The organism is Leifsonia shinshuensis (genome assembly GCF_013410375.1).
Classification (GTDB): Bacteria; Actinomycetota; Actinomycetes; order Actinomycetales; family Microbacteriaceae; genus Leifsonia; species Leifsonia shinshuensis.
Genome location: NZ_JACCFL010000001.1, coordinates 2247994 through 2273218 on the forward strand (window position 1 = coordinate 2247994; position 25225 = coordinate 2273218).

Annotated in this window: 22 protein-coding genes; 16 read left to right on the forward strand and 6 right to left on the reverse strand. The window is 71.1% G+C overall.

From position 1 onward, the window contains the following. The first annotated feature begins 27 nt into the window (after positions 1 to 27). The 13 genes from hisG (at position 28) to pyk (ending at position 16266) form a co-directional block, all read left to right on the forward strand. Entirely contained in the window at positions 28 to 867 is an 840-nt protein-coding gene (gene hisG, locus HNR13_RS10940) for an ATP phosphoribosyltransferase (protein WP_179605778.1), read from the forward strand. Then, complete coding sequence (hisF, locus tag HNR13_RS10945) at positions 867 to 1631, forward strand: imidazole glycerol phosphate synthase subunit HisF (protein ID WP_179605779.1); 765 nt, start codon at positions 867 to 869, stop codon at positions 1629 to 1631. The genes hisG and hisF overlap by 1 nt, the downstream gene beginning before the upstream one ends. Next, on the forward strand, positions 1628 to 2020 hold the full coding sequence (gene hisI, locus HNR13_RS10950) for a phosphoribosyl-AMP cyclohydrolase (RefSeq protein ID WP_179605780.1): 393 nt from the start codon (positions 1628 to 1630) through the stop codon (positions 2018 to 2020). Before hisF ends, hisI begins: the two co-directional genes overlap by 4 nt. Next, entirely contained in the window at positions 2017 to 3576 is a 1560-nt protein-coding gene (locus HNR13_RS10955) for an anthranilate synthase component I (protein WP_179605781.1), read from the forward strand. Before hisI ends, HNR13_RS10955 begins: the two co-directional genes overlap by 4 nt. Beyond that, positions 3566 to 4297 carry a Trp biosynthesis-associated membrane protein gene (locus tag HNR13_RS10960; protein ID WP_179605782.1) on the forward strand — a complete coding sequence of 244 codons (732 nt, stop codon included), beginning with the start codon at positions 3566 to 3568 and terminating at the stop codon, positions 4295 to 4297. The genes HNR13_RS10955 and HNR13_RS10960 overlap by 11 nt, the downstream gene beginning before the upstream one ends. A gap of 88 nt (positions 4298 to 4385) precedes the next feature. Then, on the forward strand, positions 4386 to 4616 hold the full coding sequence (locus HNR13_RS10965) for a DUF6704 family protein (protein WP_179605783.1): 231 nt from the start codon (positions 4386 to 4388) through the stop codon (positions 4614 to 4616). A 3-nt stretch (positions 4617 to 4619) separates the two neighbouring features. After that, positions 4620 to 5390: an indole-3-glycerol phosphate synthase TrpC gene (gene trpC / locus HNR13_RS10970; RefSeq protein ID WP_179605784.1), complete on the forward strand. Its 771-nt coding sequence runs from the start codon at positions 4620 to 4622 to the stop codon at positions 5388 to 5390. Further along, on the forward strand, positions 5390 to 6619 hold the full coding sequence (gene trpB / locus HNR13_RS10975) for a tryptophan synthase subunit beta (RefSeq protein WP_179605785.1): 1230 nt from the start codon (positions 5390 to 5392) through the stop codon (positions 6617 to 6619). Before trpC ends, trpB begins: the two co-directional genes overlap by 1 nt. Then, a complete protein-coding gene (gene trpA / locus HNR13_RS10980; RefSeq protein WP_179605786.1) occupies positions 6616 to 7413 on the forward strand; it encodes a tryptophan synthase subunit alpha in 798 nt (265 codons plus the stop codon). The genes trpB and trpA overlap by 4 nt, the downstream gene beginning before the upstream one ends. 108 nt (positions 7414 to 7521) lie before the next feature. Next, entirely contained in the window at positions 7522 to 8511 is a 990-nt protein-coding gene (gene lgt, locus HNR13_RS10985) for a prolipoprotein diacylglyceryl transferase (RefSeq protein WP_179605787.1), read from the forward strand. Positions 8512 to 8693: 182 nt separating this feature from the next. After that, positions 8694 to 13289: a glutamate synthase large subunit gene (gene gltB, locus HNR13_RS10990; protein WP_179605788.1), complete on the forward strand. Its 4596-nt coding sequence runs from the start codon at positions 8694 to 8696 to the stop codon at positions 13287 to 13289. A 42-nt stretch (positions 13290 to 13331) separates the two neighbouring features. Beyond that, entirely contained in the window at positions 13332 to 14789 is a 1458-nt protein-coding gene (locus HNR13_RS10995; protein ID WP_179605789.1) for a glutamate synthase small subunit, read from the forward strand. A 61-nt stretch (positions 14790 to 14850) separates the two neighbouring features. Then, entirely contained in the window at positions 14851 to 16266 is a 1416-nt protein-coding gene (gene pyk, locus HNR13_RS11000; RefSeq protein ID WP_179605790.1) for a pyruvate kinase, read from the forward strand. A gap of 349 nt (positions 16267 to 16615) precedes the next feature. Here pyk and HNR13_RS11005 read toward each other — a convergent pair whose 3' ends face one another. From HNR13_RS11005 to HNR13_RS11015, 3 genes are all read right to left on the reverse strand, one after another. Beyond that, positions 16616 to 16921, reverse strand: a complete 306-nt coding sequence (locus HNR13_RS11005; protein WP_179605791.1) for a hypothetical protein — start codon at positions 16919 to 16921, stop codon at positions 16616 to 16618. Positions 16922 to 17059: 138 nt separating this feature from the next. Next, positions 17060 to 17506, reverse strand: coding sequence for a hypothetical protein (locus HNR13_RS11010; protein ID WP_179605792.1), 447 nt, complete (start codon positions 17504 to 17506; stop codon positions 17060 to 17062). A gap of 122 nt (positions 17507 to 17628) precedes the next feature. Continuing rightward, complete coding sequence (locus HNR13_RS11015; protein WP_179605793.1) at positions 17629 to 19611, reverse strand: alpha/beta hydrolase; 1983 nt, start codon at positions 19609 to 19611, stop codon at positions 17629 to 17631. Positions 19612 to 19934: 323 nt separating this feature from the next. On the opposite strand from HNR13_RS11015, the gene HNR13_RS11020 reads away from it, so the two are divergent. Genes HNR13_RS11020 through HNR13_RS11030 form a run of 3 tightly spaced genes read left to right on the forward strand, consistent with a single transcriptional unit; the run spans position 19935 to position 22831 of the window. Then, positions 19935 to 20993, forward strand: a complete 1059-nt coding sequence (locus HNR13_RS11020; protein ID WP_179605794.1) for a LolA family protein — start codon at positions 19935 to 19937, stop codon at positions 20991 to 20993. A gap of 10 nt (positions 20994 to 21003) precedes the next feature. Next, entirely contained in the window at positions 21004 to 21942 is a 939-nt protein-coding gene (locus HNR13_RS11025; RefSeq protein WP_179605795.1) for an ATP-binding cassette domain-containing protein, read from the forward strand. After that, a complete protein-coding gene (locus HNR13_RS11030; RefSeq protein ID WP_179605796.1) occupies positions 21929 to 22831 on the forward strand; it encodes an ABC transporter permease in 903 nt (300 codons plus the stop codon). The genes HNR13_RS11025 and HNR13_RS11030 overlap by 14 nt, the downstream gene beginning before the upstream one ends. A 13-nt stretch (positions 22832 to 22844) precedes the next feature. Here HNR13_RS11030 and HNR13_RS11035 read toward each other — a convergent pair whose 3' ends face one another. From HNR13_RS11035 to HNR13_RS11045, 3 genes are read right to left on the reverse strand one after another with little or no spacing between them, the layout of a single operon-like run. Beyond that, positions 22845 to 23732 (reverse strand): EamA family transporter, encoded by an 888-nt coding sequence (locus HNR13_RS11035; RefSeq protein WP_179605797.1) that lies wholly within the window; start codon positions 23730 to 23732, stop codon positions 22845 to 22847. 38 nt (positions 23733 to 23770) lie between these two features. Then, positions 23771 to 24349, reverse strand: coding sequence for a GNAT family N-acetyltransferase (locus tag HNR13_RS11040; protein ID WP_179605798.1), 579 nt, complete (start codon positions 24347 to 24349; stop codon positions 23771 to 23773). Positions 24350 to 24359: 10 nt separating this feature from the next. Then, complete coding sequence (locus HNR13_RS11045; RefSeq protein ID WP_343063529.1) at positions 24360 to 25205, reverse strand: alpha/beta fold hydrolase; 846 nt, start codon at positions 25203 to 25205, stop codon at positions 24360 to 24362. Positions 25206 to 25225: the final 20 nt, after the last annotated feature.

Consider the following 25225-nt stretch of genomic DNA (forward strand, 5'->3'; position numbering starts at 1 on the left):
TCCGTCACGTCACGAAAGCCGAATCACATGCTGAAGATCGCCGTCCCCAACAAGGGCTCCCTCTCCGAGACCGCGGCGCAGATGCTCCACGAGGCGGGCTACAACGGCCGCCGCGACCCCAAGGAGCTCATCGTCGCCGACCCGCGCAACGGGGTGGAGTTCTTCTACCTCCGGCCGCGCGACATCGCCACCTACGTCGGCTCCGGCGCGCTCGACGTCGGGATCACCGGCCGCGACCTCCTGATCGACTCGGAGTCGCCCGCCGCCGAGATCGCGGCGCTCGACTTCGCCGCCTCCACCTTCCGCTTCGCCGGCCCGGCCGGCACGTACACCGACCTCGCCGACCTGGAGGGCAAGCGCGTCGCCACAAGCTACCCGGGCCTGGTCGGCGGCTTCCTCGCCGAGAATGGCGTGGACGCCGCCCTGATCAAGCTCGACGGCGCCGTGGAGTCCGCGGTGCGGCTCGGCGTCGCGGACGCGGTCGCCGATGTGGTCGAGACCGGCTCGACGCTGCGCAAGCAGGGCCTGGAGATCTTCGGCCCGGTCATCCTGGAGTCGGAGGCCGTGCTGGTCTCCTCGCCGTCGCCCGCGGCTGGGGTGGACACCCTGCTCCGTCGGCTGCAGGGCGTCATGGTCGCCCGGCAGTACGTGCTGGTCGACTACAACCTGCCGGTCGCGCTCCTGGAGCAGGCCGTCGCGCTGACGCCCGGCGTCGAGTCGCCCACCGTGTCGCCGCTCGGCGAGCCCGACTGGGTCGCGGTGCGGGTGATGATCAAGCGCGACAGCACCAACCACGTCATGGACGACCTCTACGAGCTCGGCGCCAGGGCCATCCTGGTCACCTCGATCCACGCGGCGCGGATCTGATGAGCGTCGCGGTCCGGGTCATCCCCTGTCTCGACGTGGCCGCCGGACGCGTCGTCAAGGGGGTCAACTTCCAGAACCTGCGCGACCAGGGCGACCCCGTGGAGCTCGCCCGGCGGTACTTCGAGCAGGGCGCCGACGAGTTGACCTTCCTCGACGTCACGGCGACGGTCGACGACCGGGCGACTACCTACGACGTGGTGCGCGCGACGGCCGAGCAGGTCTTCATCCCGCTCACGGTCGGCGGCGGCGTGCGCAGTACCGAGGACGTCGCGAAGCTGCTCGGCAGCGGCGCCGACAAGGTCGGCGTCAACTCGGCGGCGATCGCCCGTCCGGAGCTGGTGGCGGAGATCGCCCAGCGCTTCGGCGCCCAGGTGCTCGTGCTGTCGCTCGACGTCAAGCGCTCGGCGGCGACGCCCTCCGGCTTCGTGGTCACGACGCACGGCGGCCGCACCGAGACCGGGATCGATGCCCTGGAGTGGGCGGCGCGGGCGATCGAGCTGGGCGCCGGCGAGCTCCTGGTCAACTCGATCGACGCGGACGGCACCAAGGAGGGCTTCGACCTGGAGCTCATCCGGGAGATGCGCGCGATCAGCCGGGTGCCGGTGATCGCGTCCGGCGGGGCGGGCGCCGTCACCGACTTCGCCCCCGCGATCGGCGCGGGGGCCGACGCCGTGCTCGCCGCGAGCGTGTTCCACACGGGCGAGCTGACCATCGGCGATGTGAAGGACGAACTGCTTCGAGCAGGCTTGGAGGTGCGCTCATGACCGGGATCGACGACGTGATCGGCCGGATCCGCTTCACCGACGCGGGACTGGTCCCCGCCGTCATCCAGCAGTGGGACTCCCGCGAGGTGCTCATGATGGGCTGGATGGACGCGGAGGCCGTGCGCCGCACGCTCACCGAGGGCCGCGTGACGTTCTGGTCGCGGTCGCGGCAGGAGTACTGGCGCAAGGGCGACACGTCGGGCCACGTCCAGTACGTGAAGGGCGCGGCGCTCGACTGCGACGGCGACACGCTGCTCGTCACGGTGGAGCAGATCGGCGCGGCCTGCCACACCGGCACGCGCACCTGCTTCGACGCCGACGCGCTCGCGCCCGTCGTCGGCGGGGCGGAGACCGACGAACTCGTCCAGGAGATGGGGTCCGACCTGTGACCGCGACAGCGAACGGGACGACCGGCAGCACCGGCACGACAAGCCGCGACGAGTTCGCCGCACTCGCCGCCGAGCACCGCGTGGTGCCGGTGGTCCGCGAGCTCTTCGCCGACGGGGAGACCCCGGTCGGCATCTACCGCAAGCTCGCCGCGGGGCGGCCGGGCACGTTCCTCCTGGAGTCCGCGGAGCAGGGCGGCATCTGGTCGCGCTTCTCCTTCGTCGGAGCGGCGTCCTTCGGGATGCTCACGCAGGACGGCGACGAGGTGCGCTGGCTCGACTACGGCCTGTCGGCCGAGCGCGCGCTCGGCGCGGCCGTCCCGACCGGACCGCTCGACGCCCTGGCCGCGCTGCACGGGCGCTGGCGGACGCCGCGCATCCCCGGGCTCCCTCCGCTCACCGGCGGCCTGGTCGGCTTCATCGGCTGGGAGGCCGTGCGCCAGCTGGAGCGGCTGCCTCAGCGGCCGCCCGCGGACGTCGACGTGCCGGGCCAGGCGATGGCGTTCGTCGCCGACCTGGTCGTGATCGACCACCGTTCGGGGACGGTCAAGCTCATCGCCAACGCCCTCGCCGACGGCCAGGACGACGCCGACGCGCTCTGGAGCGACGCGCAGCAGCGCCTCGACCGCATGCAGCGGCAGCTCGCGCAGCCGTCGGAGGCCTGGCTGGCGGAGGTCGACCTGGCCGCGCCCGCGCACCCGGTCTCCCGCACGCGCGAGGAGGACTTCCTCGCGTCGGTCGCGACGGCCAAGGAGCGCATCGTCGCGGGCGACATCTTCCAGGTGGTCATCTCGCAGCGCTTCGAGCTGGAGTGCACCGCGTCGGCGCTGGACGTCTACCGGGTCCTCCGCGCGCTCAACCCGAGCCCGTACATGTACCTGCTGTCGCTGGAGCGGCCGGACGGCGAGCCGTACCAGATCGTCGGCTCCTCGCCGGAGGCGCTGGTCAAGGTGCAGGAGGGCCGCGCCTTCACGCACCCGATCGCCGGCTCCCGGCCGCGCGGTGCGACGCCGGAAGAGGACCTCGACCTGGAGGCCTCGCTCCTCGCCGACGACAAGGAGCGCGCGGAGCACCTGATGCTTGTCGACCTGGCCCGCAACGACCTGCTGAAGGTCTGCGCGGCGGGCAGTGTCGAGGTGACCGAGTTCATGCGCGTGGAGCGGTTCAGCCACATCATGCACATCGTCTCCTCGGTCGAGGGCGACCTGCTGCCGGAGTCCGGCGCGATCGACGTCTTCCGGGCGACCTTCCCGGCCGGCACCCTGTCGGGCGCACCGAAGCCGATGGCCCTGCGGATCATCGACGAGCTGGAGCCCGCGCAGCGCGGTGTCTACGGGGGAGTGATCGGCTACTTCGACTTCGCCGGCGACGCCGACCTGGCGATCGCGATCCGCACCGCGACCATCCTCGGCGGCGTCGCGCGCGTGCAGGCCGGCGGCGGCCTGGTGGCCGACTCGGTGCCGATCCTGGAGTTCCAGGAGTCGCAGAACAAGGCGGCGGCGCCGCTGCGGGCGGTCGCGGTGGCCAACGGCATGAGACGGGTGCAGGGTGCGGACTGACAACCGTCGCGTCAAGTACCTGACGCTCCTCGCACTCGTGGTGGGGAGCGGGCTGGGGCTGCTGTCGGCCACCCAGACCTGGTTCACCATCCAGGTCAGGGACGTGGCCGACCACGCGGGGACGGTCACCGTCGCCGGCTCCGCCGCGGCGCCCGCGCTCACGGCGCTCTCGCTCGCGGGGCTCGCCCTGACGGCCGCGCTCGCCATCGCGGGGCCGGTGTTCCGGATCGTGCTGGCGCTCCTCGGCATCCTGCTCGGCGTCTCGATCGTCTACTCCGCCCTCGCGGTGCTGGGCGACCCGCTCCAGGCCGCGAGTGCGGCGATCACCTCGGCGACGGGCGTCGCGGGGGAGGCGTCGCTGCGCAAGCTCGTCCAGAGCACGACCACGGAGTTCTGGCCCTGGATCGCCGTCGTCGGCGGAGTGCTGGTCGCCGTCGCCGGTGCGCTCGCGATCGTCTTCCTGCGGGCCTGGCCCGGCCCGTCGCGCAAATACCAGGCCCGGTTCGCCGGCGAGGACGGCCGTTCGGCCGAGGAGGCCCTCGCCGGGCTGGACGGCGCCGCGGAGGCCGAGCAGCCCGAGGAGGCGGCGGAGGCCGGCGACGAGCGCGAAGCGCGCGAAGCCGCGGAGTCGGACGCCCCGGCGGAGCCCGCGGCCCTCGACCGGGACACCGCGATCGACAGCTGGGACGAGCTGAGTCGCGGCGACGACCCGACCCGCTGAACCACTAGACTGGTTCAGATCCACCAATCCGTGCGCGCGCCCCAGTCCTGCGGACTGCGGGGCCGCGCACCCGACGTGCAGGAGTCCCATGAGCACCGAGTCAGTCGATCCAGGCCACGGTCATTCGCCGGCGGCGTGGACGGCCGTGATCATCATGCTTATCGCCTTCACCATCGGCGCCATCGCGTTCTTCTACGACGCGCCCATCGTGGTGTGGGCCGCGGCCGGTCTGGCCGTCGTCGGGCTCATCGTCGGCTGGATCATGAAGCGCGCGGGCTACGGAGTGGGCGGCTCCAAGTACTCCCCGAAGGGCCACTAGCCCGTGCTCGCCGACCTCGTCGCCGGCGCGCTGGAGGATGCCGAGCGGCGACGTTCCGAGCGGCCGTACGCGGTCGTGGAGGCCGCGGCCGCCGCACGTGAGCCCGCCATCGACGCGCTCGCGGCGCTCGCGCCCGCCGAGCGGGTCAAGATCATCGCCGAGGTCAAGCGCGCGAGCCCGTCGCGCGGTCACCTCGCCGAGATCCCGGACCCGGCCGCCCTCGCCGCCCTCTACGAGGCCGGGGGAGCGAGCGCGATCAGCGTCCTCACCGAGGAGCGCCGCTTCAAGGGGTCGCTGGCCGACCTCGAGGCGGTCCGCGCCGCGGTAACCCTCCCGGTCCTCCGCAAGGAGTTCGTCGCCGAGCCCTACCAGGTGCTCGAGGCGCGCGCCGCCGGGGCCGACCTCGTGCTGCTCATCGTCGCCGCGCTCGATCAGCAGCGGCTCGTGGAGCTCCACGACCTCATCGCCGACCTCGGAATGACCGCGCTCGTCGAGGCGCACACCGAGGACGAGCTGAGCCGCGCGTTCGACACCGGTGCGAAGCTGGTGGGCGTCAACGCGCGCAACCTCTCGACGTTCGAGCTGGACCCCGACCTGTTCGGCCGCCTGGCCGACCGGTACCCGTCCGGCGTCATCCGCGTGGCGGAGTCGGCCGTGAAGTCGGCCGCCGACGTCGCGCACTACCGGGCGGCGGGCGCGGATGTCGTGCTCGTCGGCGAGGCGCTCGTCACGAGCGACCCGATCGCCACGCTCGGCCAGTTCCTTGGAGCCTGATGTCCCTTCGTTCTGAACACGGACCCTATTTCGGCGAGTTCGGCGGGCGCTTCGTGCCCGAGTCCCTCGTCGCCGCCCTCGACGAGCTCACCGTGGCGTGGGAGGCGGCGAAGGCCGACCCCGCGTTCCACGCCGAGCTGGACGAGCTGCACCGCAGCTACACCGGGCGCCCCAGCATCATCACCGAGGTGCCGCGCTTCGCCGCGGCTGCGTTCAACGGTCAACCTGGCGGCGGCGCCCGCATCATCCTCAAGCGCGAGGACCTCAACCACACCGGCTCGCACAAGATCAACAACGTGCTCGGCCAGGCCATCCTCACCAAGCGGATCGGCAAGACCCGGGTGATCGCCGAGACCGGCGCCGGCCAGCACGGCGTCGCCACCGCGACCGCCGCCGCGCTGTTCGGCCTCGAGTGCACGATCTACATGGGCGAGGTCGACACCGAGCGCCAGGCGCTCAACGTCGCTCGCATGCGCCTGCTGGGCGCCGAGGTCATGGCCGTCAAGACCGGCTCGCGCACCCTCAAGGACGCGATCAACGACGCGATGCGCGACTGGGTCACCAACGTCGAGAACACCAACTACATCTTCGGAACGGTGGCGGGCCCGCACCCGTTCCCCGAGATGGTGCGCGACCTCCAGAAGATCATCGGCGAGGAGGCCCGCGAGCAGGTGCTCGCGCTGACCGGCCGCCTGCCCGACGCCGTCGCGGCCTGCGTCGGCGGCGGCTCGAACGCGATGGGCATCTTCCACGCGTTCCTGGACGACGAGGACGTGCGCCTGGTCGGCTTCGAGGCCGGCGGCGAGGGCGCGGAGACCCCACGGCACGCCGCGACGATCACCAAGGGCCGCCCCGGCGTCCTGCACGGCGCGCGCAGCATGCTGCTGCAGGACGAGGACGGCCAGACCATCGAGTCGCACTCCATCTCCGCCGGGCTCGACTACCCGGGCGTCGGCCCCGAGCACTCCTGGCTCGCCTCGATCGGCCGCGCCGAGTACCGCCCGGTGAGCGACGCCGAGGCGATGGAGGCCCTGCGCCTCCTCAGCCGCACCGAGGGCATCATCCCGGCCATCGAGTCCGCGCACGCCCTCGCCGGCGCGCTGGAGCTCGGCAAGCAGCTCGGCCCGGACGGCATCGTGCTGGTGAACCTCAGCGGCCGCGGCGACAAGGACATGGAGACCGCCGGACGCTACTTCGGCCTGATCGACGAAGGAGCCGTGCAGTCGTGAGCCGCGTGGCAGACACCATCGCCCGCCGCAACACGGAGGCCGCCGGCGCCCTGATCGGCTACCTCCCGGCCGGCTTCCCCGACCTGCAGACCAGCGTCGACGCGGCGGTGGCCCTCGCCGAGAACGGCGTCGACGTCATCGAGCTCGGCCTGCCGTACTCCGACCCCGTCATGGACGGTGCGGTGATCCAGGCGGCGACCCAGCAGGCGCTCTCCAACGGTTTCCGCCTGCGCGACGGCTTCACGGCGGTGCGCGAGATCACCCAGCGCGTGGACGTGCCGGTGCTGGTGATGACCTACTGGAACCCGGTGCTGCAGTACGGCGTCGACCGCTTCGCGGACGACCTGGCCGCCGCGGGCGGCGCCGGCCTGATCACGCCGGACCTGATCCCCGACGAGGGCGCGGCCTGGCTGGCCGCGTCCGACCGCACCGGGCTCGACCGAGTCTTCCTCGCCGCGCCCTCCTCGACCGACGCGCGCCTGCGCTCGACCGTCGAGCACAGCCGCGGCTTCGTGTACGCCGTCTCCACGATGGGCATCACCGGAGCACGCAGCGATGTCGACGCGGCTGCCCGCACGCTCGTCGGCCGCCTGCGCGACGTCGGCGCCACGAGCACCTGCGTCGGCCTCGGCATCTCCACCGCGGCGCAGGTCGCCGAGGTGCTCGAGTACGCCGACGGCGCGATCGTGGGCTCGGCCCTCGTGAAGGCGCTGGCCGACGGGGGAGTCGCGGAGGCCGGCCGCGTGGCGGCCGAGCTCGCGCGCGGCACGGTGCGCCAGGGCGCGAGCGCGTAACCACGCGACGTCGGGGAGACCTCCGACCAACACTTAGACTGGAGGCCGTGCGCCGCTCGGCGCCGGACTCCATCGGATACGAAAGGTAGTCATCGCGTGGTCGCGACGATGAGCAGCTGGTTCGCCAGCATCCCGAGCCCGGGACCCGAGTGGCAGCAGATCCCGATCGACATCTTCGGGCTGCACTGGCGCATCCAGACCTACGCCATCATGATCCTGATTGGCATCGTGGTCGCCGCGCTCTGGACCTCCCGACGCCTCACCAAGCGCGGAGCCGAGCCGGGCGTCATCCTCGACATCATGCTCTGGGCGGTCGTCCTCGGCATCATCGGCGCGCGGCTCTACCACGTGTTCACGCACCCGTCCGACTACTTCTACCCCGGCGCGAACCTGCTCAACGTGTTCGCGATCTGGGAGGGCGGCAACGCCATCTTCGGCTCGCTCATCGGCGGCGCCGTCGGCATCTGGATCGCCTGCCGCATCAGCGGCCTGCGGTTCTGGAGCGTCGCGGACGCCCTCGCGCCCGCCCTGCTGCTCGCCCAGGCGATCGGCCGGCTCGGCAACTACTTCAACCAGGAGCTGTTCGGCCTGCCGACCAACCTGCCGTGGGGCCTGCAGATCGACGCGGGCAACAAGGCCATCCCGGTCGGACTGCCCGCCGACACGCTGTTCCAGCCGCTGTTCCTCTACGAGATCATCTGGAACGTCATCGGCGTCGTCGTCATCGTCTTCCTGGAGCGCAAGTTCCGTCTGCAGTGGGGCAAGACGCTGGCCGTCTACCTGATCTGGTACGGCCTCGGCCGCTCCTACCTGGAGTCGATCCGCATCGACCCGAGCGAGTTCTCGTTCCTCGGCATCCCGAGCAACGTCTGGGCCGCGTTCCTCGCCGTCGTGCTGGGCATCGTGATCTTCATCGTGCAGTCCCGGCGCCACCCCGGCCTCGAGCCCAGCGTCTACCGACCGGGCCGTGAATGGGTTCGCCCCGATGCTGAGGTAGACTCTGACGACACGGACTCGGACGACGAGGACTTCGTCGATGGCGACGGGGAGCCCACCGCGTCCGCCGGAGCCAAGGCCACAAGCCCGTCGCGCGGATGACCTCCGCCGGCTCAGAACAACACACCCCGTAGAGGCTGATCCCATAAGCACTACCTGACCGCACCGACCCCCGGGCCGCACACAAGCCCGGCGCAGTTGCGGCGGAACCTCCCAGCATCGGGCCGAAGGCGTCCCCGCACTCCACATCCCCACATCCACGACACTGTGAGGACGGTCGAAATATGGCGGTCACGCCTCCCCATTCCCGGTTCAGCACGGTTCCCGGAAAGCAGGGTCTCTACGACCCCGCCGCCGAGAAGGACGCCTGCGGCCTCGCCATGGTCGCGACGCTCCGCGGGACAGCCGGTCACGACATCATCGACGCCGCGCTCGAAGCGCTGCGCCACCTGGAGCACCGCGGCGCGGTCGGCTCCGACGCCGGCACCGGCGACGGCGCGGGCATCATCACGCAGATCCCCGACGCCTTCCTGCGGGCGGTCGCCGGGCTCGACCTGCCCGGCGCCGGCCGCTACGCGGTGGGCAACGCGTTCCTGCCGACCGACGCCGCCGCACGCGAGAGCGTGAAGACGGCCGTCGAGGCGATCGCCGCCGAGCACGACCTCACCGTGCTGGGCTGGCGTCCGGTCCCGGTCCGCCCGGAGGAGCTCGGCACGCTGGCCCGCGACGCCATGCCGGTCATCGAGCAGCTCTTCGTCTCGAGCACCCGCACCGACGAGCGCGGGGAGCCGGTCGCCGGCATCGCGCTCGACCGCCTGACCTTCTTCCTGCGCAAGCGCGCCGAGCGCGAGCTCGACCTGTACTTCTCGTCGCTGTCCAGCCGCACGCTGGTCTACAAGGGCATGGTCACGACGCTCCAGCTGGAGCCGTTCTACCCGGACCTCTCCGACCAGCGCTTCGCGTCCAAGCTCGCCCTGGTGCACTCGCGCTACTCGACCAACACGTTCCCGTCCTGGCCGCTCGCGCAGCCGTTCCGGCTGATCGCGCACAACGGCGAGATCAACACGGTCTCGGGCAACCGCAACTGGATGCGCGCCCGGCAGTCCCAGCTGGAGAGCGAGCTGCTCGGCGACCTGTCGCCCGTGCTGCCGATCGTCACGCCCGGCGCCTCCGACTCGGCGTCGTTCGACGAGGTCGTGGAGCTCATCTCGCTCACCGGCCGCTCGCTGCCGCACGCGGTCATGATGATGGTGCCGGAGGCCTGGGAGAACCAGACCGAGATCGACCCGGTCCGTCGCGACTTCTACGAGTACCACTCGATGCTCATGGAGCCGTGGGACGGCCCGGCGGCGATCGTGTTCACCGACGGCTCGCTCGTCGGCGCGACGCTCGACCGCAACGGCCTGCGCCCCGGCCGCTACGTCGTCACCAACGACGGGCTGGTCGTGCTGGCCTCCGAGGTCGGCGTGCTGGACATCGAGCCGAGCCGCGTCGTGCGCAAGGGCCGCCTGCGCCCCGGCCGGATGTTCCTGGTCGACACCGTGGCCGGCCGCCTGATCGAGGACGACGAGATCAAGTCGGAGCTCGCCGCGAGCGCGCCGTACGGCGAGTGGCTCGCCGAGGGCCGGATCAACCTCAAGGACCTCCCGGAGCGCGAGCACATCGTGCACACCCCGGCCTCCGTCACCCGCCGTCAGCGCACCTTCGGCTACACCGAGGAGGAAGTGCGCGTCCTGCTGAAGCCCATGGCGACGACGGGCGCGGAGCCGCTCGGCGCGATGGGCTCGGACACCCCGGTCGCGGTGCTCTCCGAACGACCCCGGCTGCTGTTCGACTACTTCACCCAACAGTTCGCGCAGGTCACCAACCCGCCGCTCGACTCCATCCGCGAGGAGGTCGTCACCTCCCTCGCGCTCGGCCTCGGCCCGGAGCGCAACCTGCTCACGGCCGGCCCCGAGCACGCGCGCCAGGTCGTCCTCGACTTCCCGGTGATCGACAACGACGAGCTGGCCAAGATCCAGCACATCGACCCGCGCCCGGGCAGCCGGCTCACCACGACGCTGCGCGGCCTGTACCGGTCCGACGCCGGGCCGGACGCCATGCAGGCGCGCCTCGCCGAGCTGTGCGACGAGGTGGACGAGGCCATCGAGGCCGGCGCCCACTTCATCGTGCTGAGCGACCGCGACTCCACCAAGGACCTCGCGCCCATCCCGTCGCTGCTCATGCTCGCGGCCGTGCACCACCACCTGATCCGCACCGAGAACCGCATGAAGTGCGGTCTCATCGTGGAGGCGGGCGACGTCCGCGAGGTGCACCACGTCGCGCTGCTGATCGGCTACGGCGCCTCGGCGATCAACCCGTACCTGGCGATGGAGACCTGCGAGGAGCTCGTCCGCAGCGGGATGATCACGGGCGTCACGCCGGAGAAGGCCGTCAAGAACGTGATCAAGGCGCTCGGCAAGGGCGTCCTGAAGATCATGTCCAAGATGGGCATCTCGACTGTGTCGTCCTACGCGGGCGCCCAGGCGTTCGAGGCGGTCGGCCTCAGCCAGGAGTTCGTGGACCAGTACTTCACCGGGACGACGAGCAAGCTCGGCGGCGTCGGCATCGACGTCATCGCAGCGGAGAACCTGGCGCGCCACACCGCGGCCTACCCGCCCGAGGGCGCGATCCTCGCGCACGAGCGGCTGCAGACCGGCGGCGAGTACCAGTGGCGCCGCGACGGCTCGCCGCACCTCTTCAACCCGGAGACGGTGTTCCGCCTGCAGCACTCCACGCGCACCCGGCGGTACGACGTCTTCCGCGAGTACACCAAGCTCGTGGACGACCAGGCCGAGTCGCTGATGACGCTGCGCGGCATGTTCACGCTGCGCACCGGCGAGCGTCCCGCGGTCCCGATCGACGAGGTCGAGCCCGTCGAGTCGATCGTCAAGCGCTTCTCCACCGGGGCGATGAGCTACGGCTCCATCTCCAAGGAGGCGCACGAGACCCTCGCCATCGCCATGAACCGGCTCGGCGCCAAGTCGAACACCGGCGAGGGCGGAGAGGACCTGGACCGCCTGCTCGACCCGGAGCGCCGCAGCGCGATCAAGCAGGTCGCGTCCGGCCGGTTCGGCGTCACGTCGATGTACCTGACCCACGCGGACGACATCCAGATCAAGCTCGCCCAGGGCGCCAAGCCCGGCGAGGGCGGTCAGCTGCCGCCGACCAAGGTCTACCCGTGGGTGGCGCGCACCCGGCACGCGACCGCGGGCGTCGGGCTCATCTCGCCGCCCCCGCACCACGACATCTACTCGATCGAGGACCTCAAGCAGCTCATCTTCGACCTGAAGCGCGCGAACCCGCAGGCCCGCGTTCACGTCAAGCTGGTGAGCGAGTCCGGCATCGGCGCGGTCGCCGCGGGCACCGCGAAGGCGCTGGCCGACGTCATCCTGGTCTCCGGCCACGACGGCGGAACCGGCGCGTCCCCGGTCAACTCGCTCAAGCACGCGGGAACGCCGTGGGAGCTGGGGCTCGCCGAGACGCAGCAGACCCTCATGCTCAACGGCATGCGCGAGCGCGTCGTCGTGCAGGTGGACGGTCAGCTGAAGACCGGCCGCGACGTCATCGTCGGCGCCCTGCTCGGCGCCGAGGAGTTCGGCTTCGCCACCGCGCCCCTGGTGGTGTCCGGCTGCGTCATGATGCGCGTCTGCCACCTGGACACCTGCCCGGTCGGCGTCGCCACCCAGAACCCGGAGCTGCGCTCGCGGTTCTCCGGCAAGCCGGAGTTCGTGGTCAACTTCTTCGAGTTCATCGCGCAGGAGGTGCGGGAGTACCTGGCCGAGCTCGGGTTCCGCAGCCTGGACGAGGCGATCGGCCACGCCGAGCTCCTCGACGCCGACCGCGCGATCGAGCACTGGAAGGCGTCGGGCATGGACCTCACGCCGATCCTGCGCGGGCCGGAGTTCCCGGAGGACGCGCCGCGCAAGAACGGCCGTCAGCAGGACCACGAGCTGGACGCGCACTTCGACAACCAGCTCATCCAGGCCGCGCACGACGTGCTCGCCTCCGCCCACCCCGGCTCGGAGGGCGCGTCGCTGGCGCTGTCGCTGCCGATCCGCAACACGGAGCGCGCCGTCGGCACCATGCTCGGTCACGAGGTCACGGCCCGTCACGGCGAGAACGGCCTGCCGACCGGCACGATCGACATCACGCTGACCGGCTCGGCCGGCCAGTCGCTGGGCGCGTTCCTCCCTGCGGGCATCACGCTGCGGTTGGAGGGCGACTCCAACGACTACGTCGGCAAGGGCCTCTCCGGCGGCCAGATCGTCGTCCGCCCGCCGCAGGGCAGCGTCTTCCCGGCCGAGCGCAACGTGATCGCGGGCAACGTGATCGGCTACGGCGCGACGCAGGGCAGCATGTTCATCCGCGGCATCGTGGGCGAGCGCTTCCTGGTGCGCAACTCGGGCGCGACCGCGGTCGTCGAGGGCGTGGGCGACCACGCGCTGGAGTACATGACGGGAGGCCTCGCGGTCATCCTGGGCGGCACCGGCCGCAACCTGGGCGCCGGCATGTCCGGCGGCACGGCGTACGTGTACGACCTCAAGCGCGAGCGGGTCAACCGCGAGGCGCTCGCGACCGGCGAACTGGAGCTGCTGCCGCTCGGCAGCGCCGACATCGAGATCGTCCGCGACCTGCTCGAGAAGCACCGCGCGGAGACCGGCTCGGCCCTCGCCGAGCGGATGCTGGCCGACCTGGACGCCACGGTCGCGAAGTTCGTCAAGGTGCTGCCGCGCGACTACGCGGCGGTGCTGCAGATGCGTCAGGAGGCCGTCGACGAGGGGCTCGACCCCGACGGCGATGTTGTGTGGAATCGGATCTTGGAGGTGACCGGCGGATGATGCTGCCTGACCCGAAGGTTCCTGTCGACTTGGAGGTGACCGGTGGCTGACCCGAAGGGTTTTCTGAAGACGACGGAGCGCGAGCTCCCCAAGCGGCGGCCGGTCTCGGTCCGGCTCATGGACTGGAAAGAGGTCTACGAGGCGGGCGACCCGGCGCAGCTGCGCCGGCAGGCCGGGCGCTGCATGGACTGCGGCATCCCGTTCTGCCACCAGGGCTGCCCGCTCGGCAACCTCATCCCGGAGTGGAACGACCTGATGTGGCGCGGGGAGGGCCGCCAGGCCATCGAGCGCCTGCACGCGACCAACAACTTCCCGGAGTTCACCGGCCGGCTCTGCCCGGCGCCCTGCGAGTCGTCGTGCGTGCTCGGCATCAACCAGCCCGCTGTGACGATCAAGCAGGTCGAGGTGTCGATCATCGACCAGGCCTGGCAGAACGGCTGGGTGCAGCCGCACCCGCCGGAGCGCCTCACCGGCAAGACCGTCGCCGTCGTCGGCTCCGGCCCCGCCGGCCTCGCCGCGGCCCAGCAGCTCACCCGCGCCGGCCACACCGTCGCCGTCTACGAGCGCGACGACCGGATCGGCGGCCTGCTGCGCTACGGCATCCCGGACTTCAAGATGGAGAAGAAGCACCTCGAGGCGCGGCTGAACCAGATGATGGCCGAGGGCACCCGGTTCCGCGCCGGGGTGAACATCGGCGTGGACATCGCCTGGGACGACCTGCGCGCGCGCTACGACGCGGTCGTGGTCGCCACCGGCGCGATGGTCCCGCGCGACCTCCCGATCCCGGGCCGCGACCTGGCCGGCGTGCACTTCGCGATGGAGTACCTCGTCCAGCAGAACAAGGCCGGCGCGGGCGACCAGGTCGCCGACCAGATCACCGCGGACGGCAAGCACGTCATCGTGCTCGGCGGCGGCGACACCGGCGCCGACTGCATCGGCACCGCGCACCGCCAGGGCGCGGCGAGCGTCACCAACCTCGCGATCGGCAAGCAGCCGCCGGCGGAGCGCCCCGCGCACCAGCCGTGGCCGGTGACCCCGACCCTGTTCGAGGTCCAGAGCGCCCACGAGGAGGGCGGTGTGCGCGAGTACCTCGCCTCCACCGTCGAGTTCCTCGCCAACGAGTTCGGCGAGGTGCGGGCCCTCCGCGTCGCGGAGACCGAGTACCTCGACGGCCGGCGCGTGCCGAAGGCCGGAACCGAGCGCGAGATCCCCGCGGACCTCGTGCTGCTGGCGCTCGGCTTCACCGGTCCGGAGCAGGAGGACCTGGGCGCCCAGCTCGGCCTCCCGTTCGACGACCGGGGTAACGTGGCCCGCGACGGCGACTACCAGACCAGCGAGGCCGGCGTGTTCGTCGCCGGCGACGCCGGCCGCGGGCAGTCGCTCATCGTCTGGGCCATCGCAGAGGGCCGGGCAGCGGCAGCCGCCGTCGACCGGTATCTTGAAGGGGAGACGGAGTTGCCGTCCCCGGTCCGCCCCACCGACCGGGGCATCCTCGTCTGATCCCCTCCACCACGAGAACGCGCCGTCAGGGGTGCGAGAATCACGGAGCACTGAAAAACCCATGAGAAGGGCGAAAATCGTCGCGACCCTCGGTCCGGCGACCTCCAGCTACGACAACATCCGCGCGATCATCGATGCGGGCGTCGACGTCGCTCGGATGAATCTGAGCCACGGCAGCTACGACGTGCACGAGGGGGTCTACGCCAACGTGCGCAAGGCCGCCGACGACGCGGGGAAGCCCGTCGCGGTCCTGGTCGACCTCCAGGGTCCCAAGATCCGTCTCGGGAAGTTCGAGGCGGGCCCCTACGATCTCGCCCAGGGCGACATCTTCAAGATCACCACCGATGACATCATCGGCACCAAGGAGATCTCGTCGACGACGTTCAAGGGCCTGCCGCAGGACGTCAAGCCGGGCGACTTCCTCCTGATCGACGACGGCAAGGTGCGCGTGCGCGTCGTCGAGGTCGAGGGCAACGTCGTCACCACCGAGGTCGTCGTCGCCGGCCCGGTCTCCAACAACAAGGGCATCAACCTCCCCGGCGTCGCGGTCAACGTGCCCGCGCTGTCCGAGAAGGACGAGGCCGACCTGCGCTGGGGCCTCAAGCTCGGCGCCGACATCATCGCGCTGTCGTTCGTGCGCAACGCGGCGGACATCGAGCGGGTGCACGAGATCATGGCGGAGGAGGGCCGCAAGGTCCCCGTCGTCGCCAAGATCGAGAAGCCGCAGGCCGTCGAGGCGCTCGAGGAGATCATCGAGGCCTTCGACGCCATCATGGTCGCCCGCGGCGACCTCGGCGTGGAGCTCCCGCTGGAGGCCGTCCCGATCGTGCAGAAGCGCGCGGTCGAGCTGGCCCGCCGGGCCGCCAAGCCGGTCATCGTCGCCACCCAGATGCTCGAGTCGATGATCTCCAGCCCCGTGCCGACCCGTGCCGAGACCTCCGACGTCGCCAACGCCGTCCTGGACGGCGCCGACGCGGTCATGCTCTCCGGCGAGACGAGCGTCGGCGAGTACCCGGCGATCACCGTGGCCACCATGGCGCGCATCGTCACCTCCACCGAGGAGCACGGCCTCGACCGCATCCAGCCGCTCGGTACGCGTCCCCGCACCCAGTCGGGCGCGATCACGCTCGCCGCGGTGGAGGTCGCCGACTTCGTGGAGGCCAAGTACCTCTGCGTGTTCACCGAGTCGGGCGAGTCGGCCCGCCGGATGTCCCGCCTGCGCAACAAGATCCCGATCCTGGCGTTCACGCCGGAGGAGTCGGTGCGGCGCCGGATGTCCCTGTTCTGGGGCGTCGAGTCGTTCGTCGTGGACCGCGTCACCCACACCGACCAGATGGTCGCCCAGGTGGACGAGGCGCTCAAGTCGACGGGCCGCGCCGAGAACGGCGACAAGGTCATCATCATCTCCGGTTCCCCTCCCGGGATCCCCGGAACCACCAACGACATCCGCGTCCACAAGGTCGGCGACGTCCTCTAGGGCGGATGAGGAAGGCCCCGCTCCGGCGGGGCCTTCCGCGTATCCTGCGCGGGTCACGTGGGAGCGTAGGGTTCATGCCGTGAGGGCCTGAGTCAGCACCGGCCTTCACCAGTTCTTCGGCAGTACCGCGTCGTCGGGGTTTTCCGGAGCGCATCGGCTTTACCCCCCCCCCGGAAGGCGGCGTAGTTCTCAGCGTTCGCGAAGCCGTCTCCGGGACTCAGGCAGGCGACGGAACGACAAGCACCGCCGACACATCCTTCCGGGCCAGCGTGGGGGCAGCGGCGCTCGTCCCGTGCGAGTGCTTCAAGACCGAGAGCGCGGCCGTCGCGCTCGTGATTCCCTTCGGATTTCAGGGCCTCGCAAAAGTGATGTAGGTGAGCACGACGAAATAAGCCCAGAGGGCGAGGTTGAGGCCCGGAGGTATCATTGACACGATCGCCAGGGCGCGTACACGAGGCTCGCGGTAGATCCCGACCACGCCTGCAATGATCGCCAGAACAGCAGGAAGGATCGACTCAAAGCGAAGCCCGACAAGCCACGCGACCACTGTGGCCACGCCGCACACCAACGCGGCGACACTCCATCCGAATCCCCGCCTCCGCCGCACGGCGTTCTCCGCTGGGGTCTCGTTGGCCGGCTCTGACAACTCGCTCATTGTGTTCCTCTTCGTTCTGTGTGTGCGCGGCGAGCGCCACGACAATTAGCACGCGGCGGGACTCGTCTGCAGTCGTTAGCACCCACCAGCCATGCCGGGCGACTCGCTCTGAGAGAACTCCTTCTCAAGGAAGCACCCTCACCAGTTCTTCGGCAGCCGTGGGTCGTCGGGGTCCTCCGGAGCACACTGGCTGTTGCCGATGAAGTCGGCGTAGTTCTCACCGATCGTGAACACGATCCCCAGGCCGTCTGCACGAACACCGGTCAGATACGGCGGGTACGACACCACCTTCCGCGGCGGGTAGATCCGATTGTCCTCGACCACCTTCGTCGGGAACCCGTGATCGGTCCACAACTGCGCAACCCGCTCCGCCGTCTCCGCAGGACTGGACTTCGTCGGACCCTTGTACTGGTTCGCGATGTTCCAGCTCTCGGACGGGGTGCCATCGGCATAGTCGCCACACCCGTACCCCCACTCCGCTTCAGGTGTCGGCCAGGTGTCAGAGACCAGGGCTGTCGCCTCGTCGTAGAGGCGCTGGATTTCGTGTTCGACCGCTGCGCGGTCTGCTCTGTCTTGGTCTTCCATCTCTTGGATCTCCTTCGCCGTCTTGGGCTGTGCTACGCACCCCGCCAGCGCTCCTGTGGCGAGCAGTGCTGCCAATGCGACAACACGCAGTATTGTGCGGGGGGCGGCCGTGATCGTCCTGCTCATTGTCGTGCCCCCGACGGTGTCGGGCTCGGGCGCGGTTGCGGGTTCGGCACCGCCGATCGGTCCTGCGGGGTCCCACCGGTGGGGAGTTCCTGCCCGCGTCCCATCGTCGCCATCGCCGTTGCGTATCGGGCGGAGGTACGGTTGTCGAGGTAGCTGTAGGAGTCGGGGGTTTTCGGACCGTTACCGAACGGGCCGTGTTTCGTGATCCCCTTCAGGTCGAGACCATCCAGAGACGTGGCCTCCGCGCTGAACGGGTGCGCGCCGAAGCTCGGGCTGGTGGGGTCGAGGCGCCCGGAAATGAGCTGCCCGATCACGGCCCACCCGTCGCGGGTACCCTGGGTCGCGTAGACCTCCCCGCCCGGCACATGCAACGCCGCCGCTGACGGGACGCTTCCGGCAATACCCGCCGAGCCGAGGAGCACGACATGCCCAGCGGTGACTCCCTTCTGGGTCAGGGCAAGCGTGGCGACGTCGGTCCCGTACGAGTGCCCCACGACCGAGAGCCCGACCGCGTTCGCCGGCCAGTCCTTCACCGCGGTCAGCCCGCGCAGCGTGTTTCCCAGTCTCTCCGCCCCCGCGGTGGCGAGGTCGTCCTGCCTGACGCCCCACACATCCGTGCTGCTGGGAGGGTCGTAGTCCAGCCAGGACAGCACTGCGATCTTGCTTGGATCAACACCTGACGCCTGCCATTGCTGCTGCCGCAGGTCTCTCGCGGCATTGCCGTACTGTCCGATGTCGTCGGCGGTGGTTCCCATCCCGGGAACCACGACGCTGATGTGGTCGGCGGTCTCCAGAAGCCCGGTGCTGATGGCGACCTTGGTGCGTTCACCGGGTTGGTAGACATACAGCTCGTGCGGCGGGGTGCCGGTCGGACCCTTGCCGTAGGCGATATCGATACGCGAGAGCGTGTCGGCCAGTTTCTGCGCCTCAGCGAGACGACCCAGTGCGCTTCGACGGACCCCCTCGAACGGCGAGCCGAGTTCAGGATCCGCCTTGGCGTCGGTGAGTCGTTTCTTCGCGTCGGCGAGGTCGGACTTCAGGCATTCACGATTCGCGTCGGAGCGCACCCGTGGCGGGACGCCGTCGAGGTTGCCGACGAGCCTCGGGACCGCGTTCGCCCACTCCTTGCGCTGCGTCGCGTCGAGCTTCTTCCACCACGCAGCCGTCTTCTCCGGCGCGGGCGGGTGGTCCCAGAACCTCTGAAGCAACTCCGGGTGGGCAGCCAGCAACGCCTTCATCTGCGACGGGGACACGTCGTTCAGCAGCGACGACAACTCGGCGGCCGTCGCGGTCGACCAATCCTTCGACGACCCCAGGCCCACCAGGTAGACGAGAGCTTTCGCCCGTGCGGGCGGTGCACTGATCCCGACACCGCCGCCGAGTTGCTCCAGGAGCGCGACGGTGTCCCTGATGGCGGAGTCCAGTTTCGACAAGCCGTCGCGAAACAGGCCCTGCGTCGCGGATGCGAAGGCTTGGAGCGCCGTCAACCTGTCTTCCAGGTCGCGGATCTGCCTTTCCAGCTCGTTCAAGACCAGCTGCAGCTGAGTGTTCGCCATCCGCAGCGACTCGCTCAAGCCCGGCACCGCCACCGCGGAGTCCGCGGCATGGCTGTTTGCCTCCATCAGACGCTCGGTGGCATCCCGCTGGGTCGTGGTCGCGACCAGCTGGGTGGTCAGCTCGTCCTCTTTCAGAACGCCCCATCGGCTGACCTTCGCGTCCTCGCGAACATACGTGTCGAGTTCACCCCGGATCGCGTCGATTTCACCCTTCGCCCGCGCGATACAGGGCACGACGACCCACGCGAACAACGCATCGACGGCGGAATAGCCTTTCCCGGACAGCTCACCGGTGCCGAGGCCGGCGAGAAGCCTTTTCGACGCGCTCTCCAGCTTGTCCAGCGCCGTGGAGGCGGCGGTGAGGTTGGCCTCTAATGCGGTCTTCACGTTTTCCGAGTCGCCCGAGTCGTAGCTCAAACCCACGATGCGCCTTCCTTCTTTGTCGCAGCCGTTCCAACGCCGCCTCACGGGGATGCCCGACGCTGCGTCTGCCACGAACTCCGAGCGTTCCCGAGAGGACTGCCCGACGCAGCCGTTGCGTTCCCGACGAGCGCTCCGCGAGCGCTGATAGCAGTTCAGCCTAGCTGTAGTGTGACATTGCAGCCATCAGTGCTGACATCATAGACGCCAAACGGAATGGCTCGCCGGCGCGGGTTGGACCGGGGTGTCATACCAGGGGATGATTTCCCCTTCTCCCACCGAATCGGAAGGGTCGGCGGCGGGGTCCCGAGCGTATCCTCGGGACTATGAAGCACCGCCTCGTCCGCTGGCTCCCGGCCATCGTCGTCCCCGCCGCCATCGCCGCGGGAGCGATCGCGATCCCGCTCGCGGCCGGCGCCGCCGACCTGCCCGTCAAGTCGCCGGAGGACGTCCTCCGGCTGGTCGCGTCGAGCGACACCAAGGCGTTCTCCGGCACCGTCGAGCAGACCTCCGACCTGGGGCTGCCGAGCATCCCGAAGACGGGCGGCGGCTCGTCCAGCGCTGACAGCTCCATCGCGAGTACGCTCTCGCTGCTGATGGGCGACCACAGCGCCAAGGTCTACGTCGACGGACCGACCAAGGTCCGGGTGCAGCTCCTGGACCAGCTCGCCGAGCGCGACGCGATCCGCAACGGGTCGGACGTCTGGCTCTACCAGTCCAGCGACCAGTCGGTCACGCACGCGACGGTCCCCGCGCACGAGAAGAGCGGTGCGGCCACCCCGACGCCCGACGCCACGGCGACCACGCCGCAGGCGCTGGCCGAGAAGTTCCTCGCCGCGGTCGACCCGTCGACGAAGGTGACGCTCGGCCCGAACACGAAGGTCGCGAACCGCGACGCCTACGATCTGGTGCTGACGCCGCGCACCGACGCCACCCTGGTGGGTTCGGTGTCGATCGCGGTGGACGGGCAGACCGGCCTGCCGCTGCAGGTCCAGGTCACGGCACGCGGGGCCTCCTCGCCGTCCTTCCAGGCCTGGTTCAAGGACTTCACGCCGAGCGCGCCCGACGCGAGCGTGTTCTCGTTCACCCCGCCGAAGGGCGCGAAGGTGACCGAGCAGGCGCCGAAGACGGGCGAGCACGCCAGCGCCGGTACGAACCGGCCGAAGCCCACGGTCACCGGCACCGGCTGGGCGACGATCGTCAGCCTCCCGGCCGGCACCGTCCCCGCGCAGGCGCTGGCGGACCCGCTGGTCGCCCAGCTGACCCAGCCGGTCGGCGGCGGCCGGGCACTCTCGACCTCGCTCGTGTCGGTCCTCGTCACGGCGGACGGCCGGCTGCTCGCGGGCGCCGTGCCGGTGTCCGCCCTCGAGTCCGCCGCGCAGTGAGCGACCGCCGGTGAGCGACGCCCCCGCGATCGCGACGAGCGGCCTGACCAAGCGCTTCCGCGGGCGCGCCGTCGTCGACGGGCTCAGCCTGGAGGTGCCGCGCGGGTCCGTGTTCGGCTTCCTCGGACCGAACGGCTCGGGCAAGACGACGACCATCCGGATGCTGCTCGGCCTGATCTCGCCGTCCGCGGGCTCGATCGACCTGCTCGGGGAGGCGATGCCCGACCGCGGCGCGACCGTCCTCCCGCGGGTCGGAGCCCTCGTGGAGGGACCCGCCTTCGCCCCGTATCTCTCCGGCGCGGCGAACCTCGTCCGCCGCGACACCGCCGACCGGTACGCCCCGAGCGCCACCCGCACGGCGCGCGTCGCCGCCGCGCTCGAGCGCGTCGGCCTCACGCACGCGGCGGGCAAGCACGTGCGCGCCTACTCGCTGGGCATGAAGCAGCGCCTCGGGATCGCCGGCGCCCTCCTCACCGACCGCGACCTCCTCGTGCTGGACGAGCCGACCAACGGGCTCGACCCGCAGGGGACGCGCGAGGTGCGCAACCTGGTCCGCTCGCTCGCCGACGAGGGCACCACCGTGTTCGTCTCCAGCCACCTGCTGGCGGAGATCGAGCAGATCTGCACGCACGCGGCGATCATGCGCACCGGCCGCCTGGTGGCGCAGGGCTCGCTGGACGAGCTCCGCAGCGCCTCCGGGCCGCGCGTCAGCGTGACGACGCCGGACCGCGCCGCGGCCGCCACGGTGCTCGCGCGGTTCGGGCTCGCCCCGGAGCAGGGCGGCGACGGCGTGGAGGCGGCCCTCCCCGAGGGCGCGCCGGCCGTGGAGGACCTCGCCGCCGCCCTGGTCGGCGACGGCGTGCGGCTGCGCGGCTTGGCGGTGCGCGCCTCCAGCCTGGAGGAGCGGTTCGTGGAGCTGACGGGGGAGGGCTTCGATGTCGAGCAGTGAGGCGGTCCCGGTCGACGGCCGCGAGGCCGCGGCGGCGGTCGAGCGGCCGGTCGCCTCGATCGCGGCGCGTCGCGCCCGGCCGTCGGCGGGCTGGGCGCTGCTCGGCTCCGAGCTCTCGGTGATGTTCCGGCGCTGGCGCACCTGGGCGATGCTCGGCGCGCTGGCCGCCGTGCCCATCCTCATCGCCGTCGCGGTGCGGCTCACCGGCCACGGCCGCGGCCCGGCGTTCCTCGACCAGATCACCAGCAACGGCCTGTTCGTAGCCTTCACCGCGCTGGTGGTGTGCGTCCCGCTGTTCCTGCCGCTCACGATCGGGGTCGTCGCGGGCGACACCATCGCGGGCGAAGCGAGCCACGGGACGCTGCGCTACCTCGTGATCGCGCCGGCCGGCCGGCTGCGGCTGCTCGCGGTGAAGTTCGCCGGCTGCGCCGTGTTCTGCGTCGCCGCGGCGCTCACCGTCGCGGTCGCCGGCGCGGTGATCGGCGCCCTGCTCTTCCCGATCGGACCGGTGACCCTGCTCTCGGGGGCGGTCGTCCCGCTCGGCGACGCGGCGGTGCGGATGCTGCTCATCGCGCTCTACATCGTGGTGTCGCTGCTGGGCATGTGCGCGATCGGCCTGTTCCTGTCGACGCTGACCGACGGCCCGGTCGGGGCGATGGCGGCGACCGCCGTGCTGGCCGTCGTCTCGCAGGTGATGGACCAGCTCCCGCAGCTCGACGCCCTGCACCCGTGGCTGTTCAGCCACTACTGGCTGGGCTTCGCGGACTTCCTGCGCGCGCCGCTGGTCTGGGACTCGTTCGTCTCCAACCTGTGGCTGCAGGCCGGCTACGTCGCCGTCTTCGGCGCCCTCGCCGTCGGCCGCTTCCTGACCAAGGACGTCCTGTCCTGAGCGCTGCCGCTCGCTAGGGGATGGTCTCGGCCGTCGACTCCAGGTCGGAGCGCGGGTGGTCGCGCTGCGTCGCGATGGTGACGCCGGCTGCGAGGCAGACGATCACGATGCCGACGAGCTGGACGAACGCGAAGCGCTCGCCGAGCACGATCACACCGAAGATCGTGGCGATCACCGGCCCGAACGCGGTGATGACCGCGTAGAGCCGCGGGGTGATCCGCCGCAGGATGAACGTGTCCAGGCTGTAGGGCACGGCCGAGGAGAGGATCCCGGCGGTCAGCAGCAGCCCGGCGACCCGCCAGTCGATCCGGCTGTAGTCGACGACGACCAGCGCCAGCGGCACGGTGAGCACCGTCGCGACCACACTGGCCACGCTGAGGCCCTCCAGCCCGGGCAGCCGGGTGGCGACCCGGCGGGTCAGCAGGATGTACGCCGCCCAGGACGCCGCCGCCGTCAGGGCGAGGACCACGCCGATCGGGTCGATGGCGCCCTCCGTCGCGGTGAGCAGCACCACTCCGCCCGCGGCCGCGACGGCGCAGCCGGCGTCCAGGAGCCGTCGCGAGCCCGCGAGCGCGAGCGCGAACGGGCCGAGGAACTCGATCGTCGCCGCGATCCCGAGGCCCAGCCGGCCGACCGCCTCGTAGAAGCTGAGGTTCATCGCGGCCAGCACCACGCCGAGCGCGAGCGCCGGCCAGAGGCGCGTCCAGGTCAGCTCGGCGCGCTTCGGCCGGTAGAACGGCAGCACGCACACGGCGGTGACCAGCTGCCGCACGGCGACCACGACGAGCGAGCCGACGATCGGGATGAGCAGCCCGGCGACCGAGGAGCCGAAGTTGATGCTGACCTCGGTGGCGACCTGGGTGCCGGCTCCGACGACGACCCGGTTGCGCTGCGAACTCACCCGACCGAGCTTAGTTCCCCGGCCGCCGGCAGCGTGGCTCAGGCGGTCAGCGTCCTGCGCATGATCGCGCGGGTGGCGCTCGGCCGCCGCACCTCCTCGAACCCGCCGTCGCGGAACAGTGAGACCGTGCCGTGGTAGCGCTCGGCGGCCGTGAGCGAGGGCCGGGCCTCGGGATCGACCGGGTAGCCCTCCACGATCGTCGCGCCGCGCTCGCGGGCGTGCTCGAGGGCGCCGGCGAGCAGGGCGCGGGCGACCCCGCGCTTGCGATACTCGATCCGGACCACGAAGCAGGTGACCGCCCAGACGTCCTCCGGGTCGCCCTCCCGCCGCCGGGTGATCGGCGAGCGGCCGAGCGCGGGATAGGCGGAGAACGGCTCCACCGCCGCCCAGCCGACCGGCTCGCCGTCGATCCGGGCGATGACGCCGGGGGAGCCCTGCTCGACCTGCTCGTGCAACAGCGCCCGGGTGTCCTCCCGGGTGGCGGCGTCCCAGTCGGAGCGGCTGAGCTTGAACCACTGGCACCAGCACGAGGAGGCGTCGCCCTTGCTGCCGAACACCGTCTGCAGCTCGTCCCAGGTCGATGCGTCGACCGATTCCGTGACCACTTCGCCCGTCATGCTCACGAACCTATCGCGGACCCAGGACGCTCGCGACGAAGCGCGGTCGCTCGACGTGACCGAAGTGCCCGGTGCCGGACAGCGTCAGTGCCGAGAAGCGCGGGATGATCGCGGCCAGCCGGGCGTCGTCGTCGGCGCCGACGAACACATCATGGTCGCCGTGCACGGCGAGGACGGGGCAGCGGATCCGCGACCAGCGCTCGGCCGCGGGATAGCGCAGAGCGCAGGCGACCGCCCGGACGAACGCTGCGGGGCGCAGATCGTGGGCGAGCTCGTGCACGGTGAGCGGCTGCGGCCGGCCGAAGAGCGGCGCCAGCATCAGCCCGAGGAGTCCCAGCCGGTCGAGTCCGCGGACGAACGGCGCCGCGGCCGCGCCGGAGGCGGCGAGCAGCCGCATCCCCACCAGCAGCAGCGCCAGTCCCGGGCACGCGCGCAGCAGCCCGAACCGGCCCAGCCGGTCCCCGCGGGCGCCCAGGGTCGTGGCCGACACGAGCAGCAGGGACTCGGTCGCCGCGGGCTCCTGCGCCGCGAGCTCCAGGGCCAGGAAGCCTCCCATCGAGTGACCGACCACCCGCCAGCGCTCGTAGCCGAGCCCGCGCGCCGTCGCGGCCACGGCCCACGCGAGCGAGGGCGCGTCGAGACTGCTCACATCGGCAGGCGAGTCGCCCCAGCCCGGCAGGTCGGGCACGACCAGATCGTCGAGCGCGTCGGCGCCGCCCGCGGCCTCGATCGCCGGCAGCCAGGTCGTCCACGATCCGGCCGCACCGTGCAGGAGGATCGTGGCGGTCCGGGCCGTGCGGCGCGTGTGCCGCACCGCAACCGGACCGGCCGGCGTGTCGATGATCGAGGTTTCCACCCCTGTTGTTCGGAGCGGCC

Coding starts and splice junctions, on each gene's coding strand:
- hisG (WP_179605778.1), top strand. CDS start 28: ATGCTGAAGATCGCCGTCCCCAACAAGGGCTCCCTCTCCGAGACCGCG.
- hisF (WP_179605779.1), top strand. CDS start 867: ATGAGCGTCGCGGTCCGGGTCATCCCCTGTCTCGACGTGGCCGCCGGA.
- hisI (WP_179605780.1), top strand. CDS start 1,628: ATGACCGGGATCGACGACGTGATCGGCCGGATCCGCTTCACCGACGCG.
- HNR13_RS10965 (WP_179605783.1), top strand. CDS start 4,386: ATGAGCACCGAGTCAGTCGATCCAGGCCACGGTCATTCGCCGGCGGCG.
- trpB (WP_179605785.1), top strand. CDS start 5,390: ATGTCCCTTCGTTCTGAACACGGACCCTATTTCGGCGAGTTCGGCGGG.
- lgt (WP_179605787.1), top strand. CDS start 7,522: ATGAGCAGCTGGTTCGCCAGCATCCCGAGCCCGGGACCCGAGTGGCAG.
- gltB (WP_179605788.1), top strand. CDS start 8,694: ATGGCGGTCACGCCTCCCCATTCCCGGTTCAGCACGGTTCCCGGAAAG.
- pyk (WP_179605790.1), top strand. CDS start 14,851: ATGAGAAGGGCGAAAATCGTCGCGACCCTCGGTCCGGCGACCTCCAGC.
- HNR13_RS11005 (WP_179605791.1), bottom strand. CDS start 16,921: ATGAGCGAGTTGTCAGAGCCGGCCAACGAGACCCCAGCGGAGAACGCC.
- HNR13_RS11010 (WP_179605792.1), bottom strand. CDS start 17,506: ATGGAAGACCAAGACAGAGCAGACCGCGCAGCGGTCGAACACGAAATC.
- HNR13_RS11020 (WP_179605794.1), top strand. CDS start 19,935: ATGAAGCACCGCCTCGTCCGCTGGCTCCCGGCCATCGTCGTCCCCGCC.
- HNR13_RS11030 (WP_179605796.1), top strand. CDS start 21,929: ATGTCGAGCAGTGAGGCGGTCCCGGTCGACGGCCGCGAGGCCGCGGCG.
- HNR13_RS11040 (WP_179605798.1), bottom strand. CDS start 24,349: ATGACGGGCGAAGTGGTCACGGAATCGGTCGACGCATCGACCTGGGAC.